Annotated in this window: 13 protein-coding genes and 1 pseudogene; 6 read left to right on the forward strand and 8 right to left on the reverse strand. The window is 41.4% G+C overall.

Annotated features, from left to right (window positions below; all coding sequences use genetic code 11):
- From BSG1_RS13240 to thpR, 4 genes and pseudogenes are all read right to left on the reverse strand, one after another.
- Positions 1 to 1026, reverse strand: a pseudogene (locus BSG1_RS13240) (alpha-amylase family glycosyl hydrolase); the annotation flags it as partial.
- A gap of 22 nt (positions 1027 to 1048) precedes the next feature.
- A complete protein-coding gene (locus BSG1_RS13245; protein ID WP_006837583.1) occupies positions 1049 to 1993 on the reverse strand; it encodes a diacylglycerol/lipid kinase family protein in 945 nt (314 codons plus the stop codon).
- Positions 1993 to 2976 (reverse strand): NERD domain-containing protein, encoded by a 984-nt coding sequence (locus BSG1_RS13250; RefSeq protein ID WP_006837584.1) that lies wholly within the window; start codon positions 2974 to 2976, stop codon positions 1993 to 1995. Before BSG1_RS13250 ends, BSG1_RS13245 begins: the two co-directional genes overlap by 1 nt.
- Before the next feature lie 52 nt (positions 2977 to 3028).
- A complete protein-coding gene (gene thpR / locus BSG1_RS13255; protein ID WP_044022889.1) occupies positions 3029 to 3589 on the reverse strand; it encodes an RNA 2',3'-cyclic phosphodiesterase in 561 nt (186 codons plus the stop codon).
- 777 nt (positions 3590 to 4366) lie between these two features.
- Between thpR and BSG1_RS20400 the strand changes: the two genes are divergently transcribed.
- From BSG1_RS20400 to BSG1_RS13280, 4 genes are all read left to right on the forward strand, one after another.
- A protein-coding gene (locus BSG1_RS20400; protein ID WP_156791420.1) for an IS3-like element ISBsp2 family transposase occupies positions 4367 to 5736 on the forward strand; the annotation gives its coding sequence in 2 pieces (ribosomal slippage) (positions 4367 to 4778 and positions 4778 to 5736; 1371 coding nt in all).
- Positions 5737 to 5958: 222 nt separating this feature from the next.
- Positions 5959 to 6888, forward strand: coding sequence for a cysteine synthase A (gene cysK, locus BSG1_RS13270; RefSeq protein WP_006837589.1), 930 nt, complete (start codon positions 5959 to 5961; stop codon positions 6886 to 6888).
- A 293-nt stretch (positions 6889 to 7181) separates the two neighbouring features.
- On the forward strand, positions 7182 to 7649 hold the full coding sequence (locus BSG1_RS13275) for a hypothetical protein (RefSeq protein ID WP_156791486.1): 468 nt from the start codon (positions 7182 to 7184) through the stop codon (positions 7647 to 7649).
- A 1-nt stretch (position 7650) separates the two neighbouring features.
- Positions 7651 to 8136: a hypothetical protein gene (locus BSG1_RS13280; RefSeq protein WP_006837591.1), complete on the forward strand. Its 486-nt coding sequence runs from the start codon at positions 7651 to 7653 to the stop codon at positions 8134 to 8136.
- A 47-nt stretch (positions 8137 to 8183) separates the two neighbouring features.
- Here BSG1_RS13280 and BSG1_RS13285 read toward each other — a convergent pair whose 3' ends face one another.
- Both BSG1_RS13285 and BSG1_RS13290 read right to left on the reverse strand, forming a co-directional pair.
- Complete coding sequence (locus BSG1_RS13285; protein ID WP_006837592.1) at positions 8184 to 8924, reverse strand: ABC transporter permease; 741 nt, start codon at positions 8922 to 8924, stop codon at positions 8184 to 8186.
- On the reverse strand, positions 8921 to 9832 hold the full coding sequence (locus BSG1_RS13290; protein WP_006837593.1) for an ABC transporter ATP-binding protein: 912 nt from the start codon (positions 9830 to 9832) through the stop codon (positions 8921 to 8923). The genes BSG1_RS13285 and BSG1_RS13290 overlap by 4 nt, the downstream gene beginning before the upstream one ends.
- A gap of 1235 nt (positions 9833 to 11067) precedes the next feature.
- Between BSG1_RS13290 and BSG1_RS13295 the strand changes: the two genes are divergently transcribed.
- Complete coding sequence (locus tag BSG1_RS13295) at positions 11068 to 12555, forward strand: esterase/lipase family protein (RefSeq protein WP_044022890.1); 1488 nt, start codon at positions 11068 to 11070, stop codon at positions 12553 to 12555.
- A gap of 387 nt (positions 12556 to 12942) precedes the next feature.
- On the opposite strand, the gene BSG1_RS20405 is transcribed toward BSG1_RS13295, so the two are convergent.
- Positions 12943 to 13116, reverse strand: a complete 174-nt coding sequence (locus BSG1_RS20405) for an aspartyl-phosphate phosphatase Spo0E family protein (protein ID WP_083802886.1) — start codon at positions 13114 to 13116, stop codon at positions 12943 to 12945.
- A 148-nt stretch (positions 13117 to 13264) separates the two neighbouring features.
- Here BSG1_RS20405 and BSG1_RS13300 point away from each other — a divergent pair, with 148 nt between their 5' ends.
- Complete coding sequence (locus BSG1_RS13300) at positions 13265 to 14158, forward strand: LysR family transcriptional regulator (RefSeq protein ID WP_006837596.1); 894 nt, start codon at positions 13265 to 13267, stop codon at positions 14156 to 14158.
- A 141-nt stretch (positions 14159 to 14299) separates the two neighbouring features.
- Here the strand turns inward: BSG1_RS13300 and dat are convergent, their stop codons facing one another.
- Positions 14300 to 15148 (reverse strand): D-amino-acid transaminase, encoded by an 849-nt coding sequence (gene dat, locus BSG1_RS13305; RefSeq protein ID WP_006837597.1) that lies wholly within the window; start codon positions 15146 to 15148, stop codon positions 14300 to 14302.
- Positions 15149 to 15153 lie beyond the last annotated feature (5 nt).

The following is a 15153-nucleotide window of genomic DNA, read 5'->3' on the forward strand; positions in this document are numbered from 1 at the left end:
ATTATAGACAACATCCAGGATGACCCTGATGCCCCTGTCATGCAGTGATTGGATGACCGATTTGAGTTCATTGATCCTTGAGTAAGGGTCTTCCGGATGGCTTGAGTAGCTTCCTTCAGGGGAATTGAAATTTAACGGGTTGTAACCCCAGTTATACCTGCTATCGTCCCTGAGATCTGAAACCCCTTCGAAATCATTGACCGGCAGAAGTTCTACATGTGTGATACCAAGATCATTTAAATAGTTTAGACCTGTACTCAGCCCGTTCGGTGTTTTTGTGCCTTCCTCCGTAAAAGCCCTGTAGGTGCCTTTGTGCTTCATCCCGCTTTCTTTATGCACTGAAAAATCCCGGACATGAAGCTCATAAATGATGCTGTCTGTCTTGGATTCTATAGGGGGCAGAGGTTCAAGGGGAGTACTTTTTTCAAGATCAACAATGGCCCCCCATTCACTATTAAGGGAAACCGACTGGGCATACGGATCGACCGCTTCCTGCCAATTCAGATTGATACAGGTCAGATAAGTATAAAACCAGCCTTCTGATCTCTTATCAAGGGAAAAAGACCATATGCCCTTTTCTTCCCTGGTCATATCATATTGGGAAACGGACTTCATGTCAGGATCAGTAATTTTCACCTTAACTTTAGTTGCCGTAGGAGCCCACACTTTAAAAGTGGTTCGATTATTTTCGAGGGTTACTCCTAAATCATTGCCATCATAGAAAAATTTCTCATCAAATTCCGGTGTCCTGATGACTGCACCTATCTGCAGGTCCGTTTCATTTCCATGTTCATCTTCGATATAATACGTCCGGTCAAGCATCGGCTCAAAATCAAGGGAGCAAACGTATTTGTTCTGCCCTTGAAGCCGATGTGTTTCATGGATAGAGAGAGGCTTCTTCTCATTATTTTCCTCTTTTATATAAAATAAAGAAGATCGGCCTTCAAAGTAAGAATGGGGAAGCAAGATTGTTATCGTATTCATTTCGTCTAAATAGGCAAAAAAACTTCTTTGGATAATCAACATAGAAACACCTCCCCCATAAAATTCAGCTCATATCAGCTGTCTTCCAATTATGATGCTGAACTTCGATATGTAACTTCCTGTCTTTATTAATAATACCGATATAATCGCCATCCGCCTGAACAGGAACAGGCTTATGTGTAGTAATGAAAATATCTTTCACTTTATAGGTTTCAACCTCTTTAAAAGATGTGTGCCTGCCGGAGAACACAGATAGAAAAACCATCAGAAGCTTCCATCTGGTCAGACTGTGCACGATTGTAAGGTCAAGAAGACCGTCAGAAGGGTCTGCCGCAGGAGAGATCTTCATTCCTCCCCCGTAATATTGCTGGTTCGAAATGGTTATGAACCAGGTATTGGAATACTTTTTCTTTTCGCCATTGATAAGAATTTCGAAGCAGGAAGGTTTATACTTCAATGCCTCGGAGATCAGCAGGACGGCATAAATCAGTTTACCCATTGATAGCCTATTCAACCATTTTTTAATGATAGAACTGCCTGCCCTTTCAGTGATTTTCGCATCGAATCCCACTCCCATACTATTCACAAAGTACCCACTGCGATACCGGTCGAGCACATAATACCCTGTATCATGGTATTTATCCTTAATTTGATTGTGTTGAAACCTTCGAATCACTTTTGCTCCTTTGCCGGCTTTTAACGGCCAACGATACCCTTTGGCAAAATCATTTCCGCTGCCGGCTGGAAAATATCCGACCGTCACATTTTCAAAGCCAATGCATTGATTGATGATCCCGCTTATGGTCCCATCTCCCCCAACTCCGACAACGAAGAGCTTCTGCTCGTAATCCTCTTCGAGAGCTGACTGAATAATATCTTTCACCTCTTGCCCTGACCGGGTGTAGTATACATCCTCAGAAGGGACTTTCAACTCTTTCTGGAGTCTTTTCCACACATTAATGGAATACCTGTTTTTTGCATTGATATTCACAATGTAGATGGTCCTCATCACTCTTCTTCCTTTTCAGGATGAAAGACCGGCTCATAATCTGACTGCCATCCCGATCTCTTAAAGGAAGTGCTTTGGCAAAAATCAAGAAACCCCTTTGCCAGCTTTAATTGCACATTTTTGATAGGCGAGTGTGAAGCACGCATTTTTTCAAACCACTCCTCATGCTTTCTCTTGTCAATCAGAAATAAGTTATGAGGGGCCATCTGATAATCTACATACCCATTGCGGCTGATGATGCCTTTCTTTATAGGCAGTTCTGTCTCCAGATGCTTCATGATGGAAGAAACGACAGATTCCATCCGATTCAGGGAAATCAAAGGATTTAGAACCTTCATGTCCCTGTCACCCGATTTTTTCAGCCAAAATCGTTCTTTAGATCCTATATAAGCCGCCCCGTCTTCTTCCTCTAAAAAAGTCAAACACCAAACGTCTGTCGGCGTCAGTAAAAGAATGTCCATCTCCATTGGTGCATTCTTGAACTTGAATACAGGAAAATACATGAGGAAGATATTATCCGGGAACCTTTTAAGAAAATACATCAGCCTTTCATCGGACCGGTAACTTTGATCCACATAGGATTTTTCCATTAAAGTCGAGCTGGCCCACCTAAGCTGGAAATGAAACAATTGGTCGAGAAACAGATGCTTCAATTCTTCTTCTGTAGAGGGGAGTTCTGTAATCTGGAGGTCCATTTCCGGGTTTTCATCTGAAGGAGCAGTGTATAAATCCAGGTCTTCCACTTCATCCCCGGCACCTTTTTCCCGTCGTTTAAAAAAGCCGCCGAACTTGGTGATCAAGCTCTTTTTCTCTGCTTCCTCCATTTCCCCGGACTCCTCATGAAGAAACAGTTCCCCTTGTTCCCAGCTTTCCTTCCATTTTTCCCACTGCTGCTTTTTTAACCGTACAAATTGGGAAGGATAGCGATAGGTGTCCAATTCATATCTTGAAATATAATCTTGAAGCTTGATTAGTTGCGCCATAAGTTATTCCCCTCTTGCATTATATGTTTATATTCTGCGTTACTTCCGATCTTTAACGTTGATTCAATATAAATTTCTCGACGACTTCATATTTCGGCAGCCGATCGGGATGTGTCCGGTACAATACAAACTCACTTACCCGGAAATCCAAAGGTTCTGATAGGAAAAAAGGTTCCAGCATACTGTAATTGAACTTACCATCACCTTTCCATTTCCTTGCAATGGTAATATGCGGGTTGAAGGGCCTTTTATCAAGTTCATAACCTTCCTGCAGACATGCGGAATATACACTGTCCCTTAACTCAGATAAGGATGAGGAAGAGCTTACGTCTGTCCAAAGGATCCGGGGTGACGCCGTATTTCCGAAGGTGCCGAGTTTTTTTATTTCCAATGAAAAAGAAAACCCTTTCCTTAATTCATGGATTCTGTCGATGCTTCTCTTCAGGCTGTTTGCATCTGTACCACCTAGAAATGCCAGCGTAATATGCAGGTCTTCCGGATGGACCCAACGCTGAAAAGGCAATGTGCCGCTTACCTCTGATATCCACTCTTCTATTTTTTCCTGTGTTTGCCAAGGCAGCGGTACAGCATAAAAATAATGAGGTTGTTTCATCATGTACACCTTCCGTTTTTTTCATTAGCTTTTTCATATCCATTGCTGTAAGAAAAATCGATCAAAGACTTTCTTTGTTTTACCTTCTCATCCTCGGAGAAATCATATCCCTTCAATATGGAAAAGAAGGCGATCTGTTTATAAGCGGTGTCCGAAAACATTTTTTGATTATTTCTATTTTATCAGACAATGCCTGCAGCAGATATCTAAAAGAGCAAACTGGTGCACTGTTTACCACAATTATTGCCATTTTCCGTATTCTTTAGGCTTGTTACTTGCACATGCGGGGGAAATTGAGGGTATGACTTCTTTGAAGGGCAGCGATAATAAAGCTTAATAGCTTCTTGCTTTAAAAAGGCTCTTTTTGTATGTTTTATTGCTAATTGAAAGAAAAAGTTGATTTCCGTTCCAGGTGTGCGACTCCGGGAGATTACACACCTGAAGCGGAAATCAACCAATCTACAATTTCAGAAGAGGTAGTGTATAAAGCAACTATCTTTTAGAAAGCAGACTAAAAAAAAGAGGTCCCCCAAAAATGTACCACTACAGTTGGATTTTCGGTTTTTAAGGGCACATTTCTCCGCTAATCGTACCACTACAGCTTGACTTCCATATTTATAGGGGGCATTCCTCTGCTAATCGAACAATATTGCTGAGTTTCTTTTTTATAAGGGGTTTTCCCAAAAACCTTTTTGAATAAGGAAGCCCTGAACTCTAAAATGTACCCTATAGAGTAGACACTTAAAAAAGTCTACCTATAGGGTATTTTTTTGTATAATGACAAATAGACAACTAGTAGAAATCGGGGAAAACACCATGAGTAAAAAAACATTCACAGAGAAAGAAATCAAACAATTATCCATTAATCCTTTTGTGAAAGCTGTAAGTGCTAAGGGAATTACCTACACAGATGAATTTAAACGCCAATTTATCGCTGAGAAAGAGAAAGGCAAATTCTCTAGACAGATCTTTGAAGAGGCTGGATTTGATACAGATATAATTGGTATGGCACGTATTCATGCCGCTAGTAAGAGATGGAGTGCTGCTTATAAAAGAAACGGAGTTTTAGGGCTCAATGACACAAGGAAAGGCAATTCCGGGAGACCTAGAGAACGGGAGTTATCCCTTGAGGATAAGAATGCTCGACTAGAAGCTCAAATTAACCTCCTTAAGGCGGAAAATGAACTTCTAAAAAAGATTCGATTCGCGGAAAGGGGGCTAAAGAAGTAGTCCTCTCCCCAAGTCAAAAGTTCATTCTCATCCGTTCCGTAATAGAGAAATATAAGCTCAAAAAAATGGTGAGATTCCTTTGTGGGGTCGCAGGAGTTTCCAGAAGTGCTTATTATAAATACTACTCTCCCGAGTCCCAAGAGCGTAGAAAACAACGGGAAGCAAGGGATGAGGAACTGAAAGAAATCATCTTAAAAGCATTCCGTCATAAGAATCGCAAGAAAGGGGCGCGTCAAATCAAAATGACTTTGGCGGGTCAATTTAAGATTGTCTTTAACTTGAAAAGAATTCGAAGAATCATGAAGAAGTATAACATCGTTTGTCCCTTCCGGAGGGCGAATCCATATAGGCGTCTAATGAAGGCCACCCAGGAACATTCAGTGGTCCCTAACCTACTGGAGCGCCAATTCAATCAGGGTAAACCCGGGAAAGTGCTATTAACAGACATCACCTACTTGAGCTATGGAAAAAGTTCAAGAGCTTATTTATCTATGATATTGGATGGTTCCAGTGGTGAAGCTCTTGCTTACCATGTGTCTGACAGAATGACTATGGAATTAGCCACAGATACCATCAAAAAACTAAAGAAAAACAAAAGGTTTAAAAAACATAAAGACTCACTCATCCATTCAGATCAAGGGGTTCACTATACCCATCCCCAATTTCAGAAAATGGTTAAAAAACTTGGAATCCGCCAATCAATGTCCCGAAGGGGAAACTGTTGGGACAACGCTCCCATTGAATCGTTCTTTGGCCACCTGAAAGATGAAACCTCTATTAAAACCTGTCTGACATTAGAGGATGTACAAAAGGAAATCAAGCAATACATGAATTACTATAACCACCATAGATACCAATGGAATCGAAAAAAGATGACCCCTGTACAATACAGAGATCATCTTTTAAAAGTAGCTTAGGCTTTTTTAAAATGTCCTTTACAAAGGGTACACTTTACTCCCCGCCTCCGCTTTTTAATCAATGCCACACGAATAAGGATAAAAAAAAGCTCATTAAAACTCATATATTTGATAAGATTTGTTAGAATTAGTAACATAATAATATAAAATAATGGAGTTGAGGCAGATTTATTATTTGCTTCAAGTCGCCTCGTATGACATTAGACGAAAGGACGTAATGAAATGAAAGTTGTTCAAAATATAGCTGATTTAATCGGTGATACCCCGCTCGTCAAACTGAATCGCCTCAATCCTGAGGGTGGAGCGGATATATACGTAAAGCTTGAATTCTACAATCCAAGTAAAAGTGTTAAAGACCGTGCCGCTTTTCAAATGATCTTGGAAGCGGAAAAAGCCGGACTATTGAAAGAAGGTTCTACCATTATAGAGCCGACAAGCGGGAATACCGGGATTGGGCTTGCGATGAATGCGGCTGCTCGAGGATACCGCTCAATCCTTGTTATGCCGGACACGATGACACAAGAGAGAATCAATCTCCTGAAAGCCTATGGGGCTGAAGTTGTGCTGACCCCTGGCGACGAGAAAATGCCAGGTGCCATACAGAAGGCGAAAGAACTGACAGCTGAAATTGAAAACAGTTTTATGCCGATGCAGTTTGAAAATGAATCCAATCCAAATGCACACCGCAAGACAACTGCCGTTGAGATCATTGAAGCGATGGATGAACTCGGCAAGCCATTATCCGCATTCGTCGCCACTGCCGGTACCGGCGGAACGATCACAGGGACAGGAGAAGTACTAAAAGAGCATTATAACGATATTGAGGTTCATGTAGTAGAGCCTGCGGGTTCACCGGTCCTTTCCGGCGGGCAGCCAGGCAAACATAAACTAGTTGGTACAAGTCCGGGATTCATTCCGGAAATCTTGAATCAGGATGTTTATGATGAAATTCATAAAATCGAGGATGAAGATGCTTACGATATCGCACGCCGCATGGCAAGCGAAGAAGGTATCCTTGTTGGCCCTTCTTCAGGTGCTGCCTGCTATGCTGCCATCCAGGTAGCGAAAAAGCTATCACCGGATGACGTCGTGGTTTGTATTGCTTGTGACACAGGTGAACGCTACCTTTCAAGTGACTTGTTCCGATTCTAATTAAAAATAAGAGAAGGTCCGAGGATTTCAATCCTTGGACCTTTTTTCATACAAACATTACATACTCCCGGTTTTCAGTAAGGCAGCCACCCGTCCTTTAGAGATGCTTTAAAGGACATTAGTAAGGCTTTCTGAAAATCACATCAATACTTTACCGCATCACCGCACTAAGAGGGACTGTCCCTCTTAGTGCTTTAACGCGTTACCTCGCTATAGGATATGGAATTCCACGGACCGATGTATCACTACCTGTTCAAAGGCCATACTATACGTAAAAACGTATGGAGGTTTATATGGGTTTTACCGTTTTCTTTTTCTTATCCTGGCTGGTCATTTCCGTATTCTCTGTTATTTCAAGCACAAAGTACATAGTTGAAAATACCTTTACCTACTTAATTACCTTGACGATCAGCATTAATTATTCCTGGATAATCATTGAAGAAATGAAACTGATATCTTTAACTCAAAAAGGCCTCCCTTATACTGCCTATCTGTTGAATCGGAGCATCATCTTACCACTTGTGGTACTGATCAGCATTCATTACCTTATAAGGGCCGAAACTTTCGCAAAAAAGCTGGCCGTAATGACCGCTGCTGTTTTACTGCTTGTTGCAATGAGTTTCATTTCCCAAACTTTAGGTATCCTTACATATAAAGGGTGGAATCTCGGGTTTGACGGACTATACTATTTTATTTTGTTGATGATTGCCTTCTTTTCCTACCACACCATCAGCAGAATTTCGGGCAGGGTGGTGGCGTGACATGATGTTATGGGAGACATTTGATAAAAATGAAATATATATATCCGTCATGCTGCTGATTGCCTATTCCGCTTTTTTCATTTTCCCTAAAGTACTTCCGAGAAATATCACGGCATTGTTTTTAGTATGGGGATTTGCCAGCTCCACCCTTTTTGACTTCACTATCGGCGGGGGCATGCTCGATTTTTACAAAGTGAATGATTCCAATAAGTATGAGTTATTCGACCTGTTAAGTTATTTCCTATTTGCGGTATTCAGCTACTTTTTCGTGTATTTTTATGAGGTATTGAAAGTCAAGGGGATGGGCTTTGTGTTATATATAGCAGGCTGGTCGCTGGTCGGTCTTGCAATGGAGAAGGTTTCTTCCCTTATGGGGCTGACCCATTACCAAAATGGATATGAAATTTACTATTCGCTGGCAGTATTTTTAGTTGTACAGTCGACGACAGCTCTTTATTATCAGCTTGTCAGAAAAGCAATACAATAAATAAAAGGGCGATTGCCATTATGAAAGCAATTGCCCTTTTAAAATTTCTACTTATCACTCCAACGGAAAAAGCGGGAAGCCAGGACAGTTGAAACAACAGCGATACCCAGCAGGATGCTTACTTCAAGTCCGAAATCGGTAATCGGCGCCTCACTCCACGTTCCCCTCAGCATTTCAATCACATAATACAAAGGCAGGATTTTCGCGACATATTGAAGCACAGTCGGCATCATATCCAGAGGAAAGGTCGCTCCCGATAAAAACAGCATCAGGTTCAGAAATAAGGAACTGATCGCGGCCGCACTCTGCGTATTTTTGGCAAGCGACGTCATGAACAAAGCGAACGGGAAAAAAGCAAGGATGCTGATCAACAACGCCAATAGCGTACTTCCGATGTATGCCGGCAGGGTTAAATCATACATAAGCATGCCGAAGACCATCAGCAGGACGGCCGATATGGCAAAAATGACCGTCCCCTGGAAAGTGTGGGCGGCAAGTATTTTCCAAGGCTGCAGCGGTGTCGACTGGTAACGTCTCAAAACCCCCGTTTCACGATATCCTGTCAAGACCGTCCCCAAGGTAAAAAAAGATGTCGTCACGATATTAACACCGATCCATGCTGGCACAAACATCTCTGCAAACAGTTTGGAATCCATCTCCTGGCCGACAAACATGGAACCAAACAGCCAAATCATAGCCACCGGAAAAAGAAATGTCCAAAATACACTCAGACGGTCCCTGAAGAACATTTTTGTTTCTAAGCTTGCAAGCTTTGCAATAGCCGTCATCCCACTGCCTCCTTTTCAAGATAATGAACAAACAAATCATCAAGGGACCCTTTTTCAAATCTGAAACCAGAAAGAGGGATCTCATTATCATGGCAGTATGTAAAAATATGATAAGCGGTCTCCTGCTGATTTTCACTGAAGACTTTTACCAACTTTTCCTCTTTTTCAACCCTGATTACTTCAGGCAGCTTTTCTAAAAATTCAGCATCCATTTGATCACTCTCGAAAGCAATGTAATGACCTGCAGGATTATTCAACAGTTCAGCCGGAGTATCCAGCGCTTTCAGTTCACCACTGTAAATCATTGCTACGCGGTCACAGAGCTTCTCGGCTTCCTCCATGTAGTGAGTTGTAACAACGATCGTGCAACCCTCGTCCCTCAACATTCTGATCATGGACCACATTTCTCTCCGTGCATGGGGGTCGAGTCCCATACTCGGTTCATCAAGGAACAAAATCTCCGGACTATGAAGCGTTGCAAGAGCGAGCGTTACCCGTTGTTTCCATCCACCGGAAAGATCCTCGAAATGAACATTTAACTTTTCATCCAGGCTTAATAATTCAATCAAGTAATCCTTCTTCGTTGACTCACTGTAGAAAGAAGCAAAAAGGTCAATAGCCTCTTTCACTTTCATTTTCTTCTGAATGGAAGTCGCTTGAAATTGTACACCAATCCGCTTGTTTAACTCCCTTAATTGCTGACTCGGGTTCAATCCTAAGACATCTATCTTTCCCTGCGTCGGTTTGCTGATTCCTTCAAGCATCTCAAGCGTCGTCGTCTTACCTGCACCATTCGGGCCGATAATGCCAAAAATTTCTCCCTTTCTTACTGAAAATGAAATGTTTTTCACTGCTTGAATGGAACCGAAATTTTTAGACAGATTCTCGACGGTAATAACATTTTCCAACCATGTTTCCCCCTATCAATGATTAAGTCCTTTTACAGTCTATGAATTATGTAATGTCATTAGGGCTGTTATTTTCTACTTTATGAAATTACTGGCCAATCGCGACCCATCGCTGTACTTTCTAAAATATGTACGGCCATAAAACCATAAAGTTTCAAAAATTTCCATCTTTGCATTCAATAATGGTACTAAATATAAATATGCCTGAAGCCAATTTGATATTGCAGTATAATCGCCTATGCAGAACCAGCACTTTTGATTCTGATTACGAGGAGCATCAGCAACATGATTGATATTGAGTTTCTTAATAAAGGCCTCTCTTCTAATACTTTGTTGCTATTTAATATAAGTTACAAAGAATATAGCATCATTCACTAAAAATGTCTGGTAAGCGAGAGAGTAAAGAGTTTCTCTCCCTGTTCAGAGAGAAATAACCTTGTAGCTAGACCAGTGGGACTGAATTTTGTAAGGGATATTGGTACGAAAAGGGAGTAAACGGACCAGTAAGAACGGATTATGGGATGGATACTGGGCTGAAAAGAGAGTAAACAGACCAGTGAGAATGGATTATGGAAGGGATATTGGTATGAATAGAGAGTAAACAGACCAGTGAGAATGGATTATGGAAGGGATACTGGGCTGAAAAGAGAGTAAACAGACCAGTGAGAATGGATTATGGAAGGGATATTGGTATGAATAGGGAGTAAACAGACCAGTGAGAACGGATTATGGAAGGGATGTTGGTATGAATAGGGAGTAAACAGACCAGTGAGAACGGATTATGGAAGGGATGTTGTGCTGAAAAGAGAGTAAACAAACCAGTGAGAACGGATTATGGAAGGGATGTTGGACTGAAAAGGGAGTAAACAGACCAGTGAGAACGGGTTATGGAAGGAGTGTTGGTGCGAAAAGAGAGTAAACAGACCAGTGAGAATGGATTATGGGAGGGATGTTGGTATGAATAGGGAGTAAACAGGAGGGACATCCGGTACTTGGAATCTTTCCGGAAGCAAACACTCTATACAAAACGAAAATAGCCTTATAAAAATACACACGTTTTGATTCTCTTAAAAGTTGCTTAAGTTACATTATCTTTCCCATTTAATCCAACCATTCTCCCAGCTGACGTATGTCCATCTACTCATTTTCCAAAAAATGCTTCTGAACAGCGCCCGATATCCTATAGGATAAATGGGGAGAACATCCCCTATTTCGGCATGAAATGGAGTGGGAATATGAAAAGGTTGGGATTTATGTTGTTACTACTGTTTTTGATTCTTCCAGTCAGTGTAAATGCAGGGACAATAGGCGGAAAAGATAATCCGGGCGGAGTTCCTGGCCAATGGTATGCCGGAGATACCCCTGGTTATGTCGATCCGACTAAGCCTGTGCTTGTCTTTATCCATGGAATCAACAGCTCATCTAAGACGTGGTGGGAAAATAATAATATGTACCAGACCGCCTTCAATAATGGATACGAGACGGCATTCATCGACGTTCATCCTGACAAGGATATGTGGGATAACGGTGCGCTCATCAACAATCGGATTCGTGATATTTATCATTCCTTTGGCCAAAAAAAGCTTGTCATCATCGCTCATAGCAAAGGAGGCATAGATGCTCAAAATGCCTTGGTGCAATATGGGGCCCATCCTTATGTCTCAAATCTCATCACGCTTTCAACTCCCCATCACGGCTCTCAACTTGCCGACCTTGCCTACAGCAGTTGGGCAGGCTGGCTTGCCGGTATATTAGGCAGTAAAAATGATGCCGTTTATTCACTTCAGACAGGTTATATGAAGAACTACCGCCCACAGATTGATTCTCACATCAACTGGTCGAAGAATCCTGTTTATACCTTGGCTGGAACAAGCTGGGGAAGCTTTGGCTCCTCTCTTTACTGGGGTGGGTTATACTTACGTGCCTACGGCTCCAATGATGGTGCTGTCACAGTCGCAAACTCCCGACTTCCATATGCAACGGAAGTCAGCGTCGGCAAATGGAACCACACAACCGTCCGGGAAGCTGGCACCTTTCCATATTTCCGTCCCTATTTAACGACCAGCACCAAACAATTTGCCAGTTCTTCTTATCAAGAAAACCTTACTGCCCTTGAAACAATGGAGCAAGAGCCCGCTGCTGTTGCTGCCCTTCACCGTGGTGGAGAGTTTGAGAATGCAGTCATTGAAACCTTTCAGGTGGAAGAAAATGTGGCAAAACTTGATTTGGATTGGCTGAGCGACAAGAAAACGAAAGATTTACAGTTGGTAAGCCCTTCTGGTGACGTGTACCATCATTTTGACCATTCAATGGATGATGGAATTTTCCAAGGCGGCCATCATCACAGTTTCCAGATAGCAACCCCTGAGGCTGGACAGTGGAAAATGAAAGTGAAAAATAATAAAGCAGCGTACCTGATGACGGCCGGCTTCCACTCAGACCTCAATGAAGAAATCGTATTTGATGAATCTACTTTGGAAGTGAAGAACAAAGGCAACAAGGTTAAGGACTTTCAGGTCAATATCAAGGTCAACAAAGATGGCAAAAAGAAAAAACACTCGCTTCTGAAGGTGACTTCTAAAGGAAAAGTGCCATTCACTTACAAGGAAGAGGGCATCTATACCATCACCCTTGATGTTACGGGGAAAACCATCACCGGCGAAGTATTTGAAAGAACGATCGTGAAATCCATTTACGTGGACAAAAACGGGAAGAAACACTAGACCCTGCATATATGGGAACACGGCCCGACGCAATAAAGCAGGGCCGTGTTTTTTTATGGAAACCAAGAGAGGTTAAGCCGGGACTTTTTTGTGTAGTGGTGGACAGAAATTTCTCTGTTACGCTCGCAAAAAGAAATGGTTTTGTAGTGGTTTAAAGAGTTTCCAGTTTCTCACCTACAATACGTCAGGTTTTGTAGGTGAGTAATAGAGAATCTTGTATTTCGCCTGCAAAGTAGAATTTTATTGTAGGTGATTAGAGAAATTCCAATAGCTCACATACAAATTGGCCCATGGTAACTCACCCACAAATAAAAATTTACTTTTTTATGTAGATTAAATTGATAGCCCGTCAAACTGCAAATACAGCGGCGGCTGGATACGCGCTGTTCAACAATTGATTTGTTCTTTATTAGCGTTTTGTCTCTGGATGAAGTTTATCAGTCTGTCCAATTCTTGACTTATCTTAATGGTTTTTTCACTGTTCAGTCCGTATTGAGCTGCACACCTGAACATCCTTGTCCTGGTTTCTTCAATTTGTCTATGTATCTCACACTCTTTCAAAAAGATCTCCTCCAGAGGCACATTAAACAGAATTTGGAATTTATTCCTTTTTCAAAATTATAGAACGTTATATTATTAATGTAAATTTAATGATGTTAAACTTTAATTAAGTTTTACTTAACTAACAGAAAAGGAATGGAGTGAAACAGTGAACCTTGAACAAATAAAGTATGTCATGGAAGTAAGCAAAGAAGGATCGATTACAAGGGCAGCAGAGCGGTTGCATTTATCCCCTTCCGCCTTAAGTCAGTCCATTTCGCAACTGGAAAAGGAATTGGGTGTTACCATTTTCACACGTTCACGAAAGGGGACGACTCTGACCTCCGAAGGAAAAAAGATTGTAAACAGCGGCAATGAAATCCTTTCCAGCATCGAAAAAATGTATAGGGACCTTTCTATAGATAAAGAGGAAAAACTCCTTAAAATCGGATGCGCACCTTCTATAATCTATATTGTATACGATGCGTTTATACTTTTTCATAAGGAACACAGCAATGTAAAAGTGGAAATTATTGAATTGGATCAAGACGAAATTTTAACGAAACTCGTACATGGAGAAATAGACTTGGCATTCTCTCCATTCAGCGAAAGAGAGTTAGAAGGTTCAAGCATCCGTGAATTCATAGACTATAAATTAATCTACACGGGATATGCCTGTCTTTGTGTCAGCAAGCATTCTCCCCTTTTTCTAAAAGACTTTGTTACTATCGAAGATTTAAAAGAAGAGAAGATGGTCATGTACAATTCAAAACGTTCCAATGAATTTAACAATCAGTACCTGCCCCATGCTTCCCTCTTATTCACCACAAATAATATCGAAGTGCTGAAAAGCGCTCTTTTAGACGGCCATGCTTCCTCCCTGGTGTATAATTTCACATTTAAAAATCATCCTGATGTAAAAAAAGGCAACTTGGCAATCATCCCATTTATGAAACCAGGCAAACTAATCAATTATTTCTGGGTCATCCATAACAAGAATAAAGTCATTTCATATGAGATGGTTGAATTCCAAAAGAAGATCATTCAGTTACTCAATGATTAGATAGTTAGGACCTCCAAGCGAGTACTACTCGAACCTTTTACTGTTCAAGGTGAACAAGACCAAAAAGAATAAGCTGGTTTTTTGACTATAAACACAAAAATAAACAGCCTCATCACAAGGCTGCTTATCCAGGAAGTTTATTCATCCGCACTGTTGAGTAATTTTCGCTTCAAATCCGGCTTGAAGTTTTTTTGTTACCTCTCCAGGTTCTTCAACTTCGAAGTTTTTCCCCGATACTTTTACAATCGGCATTACTTCTGAAGTTGTGCTCGCGAGGAAGATTTCATCAGCAGAAAGTAGCTCTTGCACTGTAAATTCTTCTTCTTTGAAAGAGATGTTCTGCTCTTTACAAATATCCAGAATCACTCTGCGGGTAATCCCGTTCAGGATCAGGTTTGTTGCTGGATGGGTTTTGATTACGCCATCTTTAACGATAAACATGTTCGAAGATGAACCTTCCGTGACCGTCTCTCCTCTATGAAGAATGGCTTCAAAACAGCCAACTTCGGAAGCCTCCTGCTTTGCCATGATGTTTCCGAGGAGATTCAGGCTTTTAATATCACATCTCAGCCATCGCATGTCTTCAACAAGCTTAGCTTGGACACCCATTTTCAGTTTGTCTATCGGTCTTTCCATTTCTTTCGTGTAGGCGGTCAAAGCCGGCTCCACATTTTTATCAGGGTAATGATGCTGCCTCGCTGCCACACCACGGGAAAATTGAAGATAGACGATTCCTTCCTTAATATCGTTACGCTTTACCAATGAAGCCAACAGGTTCTTCAATTCTTCCAAGTTGTAAGGAAGCGACATGCCGATTTTTTCAGCACTTTCAAACAACCTTGTCAGATGTTCATCAGCCGTAAAGAACTTTCCATTGTACACACGAATCACTTCGTAAATACCGTCCCCGAATTGATATCCCCTGTCTTCAATATCAACTTTTGCTTCAGTCCGTTCAATAATTTGGCCATTTAGAATAACGTAATCCAAGTTTC

The organism is Bacillus sp. SG-1 (assembly GCF_000181495.1).
GTDB lineage: Bacteria > Bacillota > Bacilli > Bacillales > Bacillaceae_B > Rossellomorea.

Bases quoted from the DNA above. Each gene is read 5' to 3' on its own strand.
- cysK (WP_006837589.1), top strand. From the start codon at position 5,959: ATGAAAGTTGTTCAAAATATAGCTGATTTAATCGGTGATACCCCGCTC.
- BSG1_RS13295 (WP_044022890.1), top strand. From the start codon at position 11,068: ATGAAAAGGTTGGGATTTATGTTGTTACTACTGTTTTTGATTCTTCCA.
- thpR (WP_044022889.1), bottom strand. From the start codon at position 3,589: ATGAAACAACCTCATTATTTTTATGCTGTACCGCTGCCTTGGCAAACA.
- BSG1_RS13280 (WP_006837591.1), top strand. From the start codon at position 7,651: ATGATGTTATGGGAGACATTTGATAAAAATGAAATATATATATCCGTC.
- BSG1_RS13245 (WP_006837583.1), bottom strand. From the start codon at position 1,993: ATGAGGACCATCTACATTGTGAATATCAATGCAAAAAACAGGTATTCC.
- BSG1_RS13275 (WP_156791486.1), top strand. From the start codon at position 7,182: ATGGGTTTTACCGTTTTCTTTTTCTTATCCTGGCTGGTCATTTCCGTA.
- BSG1_RS13250 (WP_006837584.1), bottom strand. From the start codon at position 2,976: ATGGCGCAACTAATCAAGCTTCAAGATTATATTTCAAGATATGAATTG.
- BSG1_RS13285 (WP_006837592.1), bottom strand. From the start codon at position 8,924: ATGACGGCTATTGCAAAGCTTGCAAGCTTAGAAACAAAAATGTTCTTC.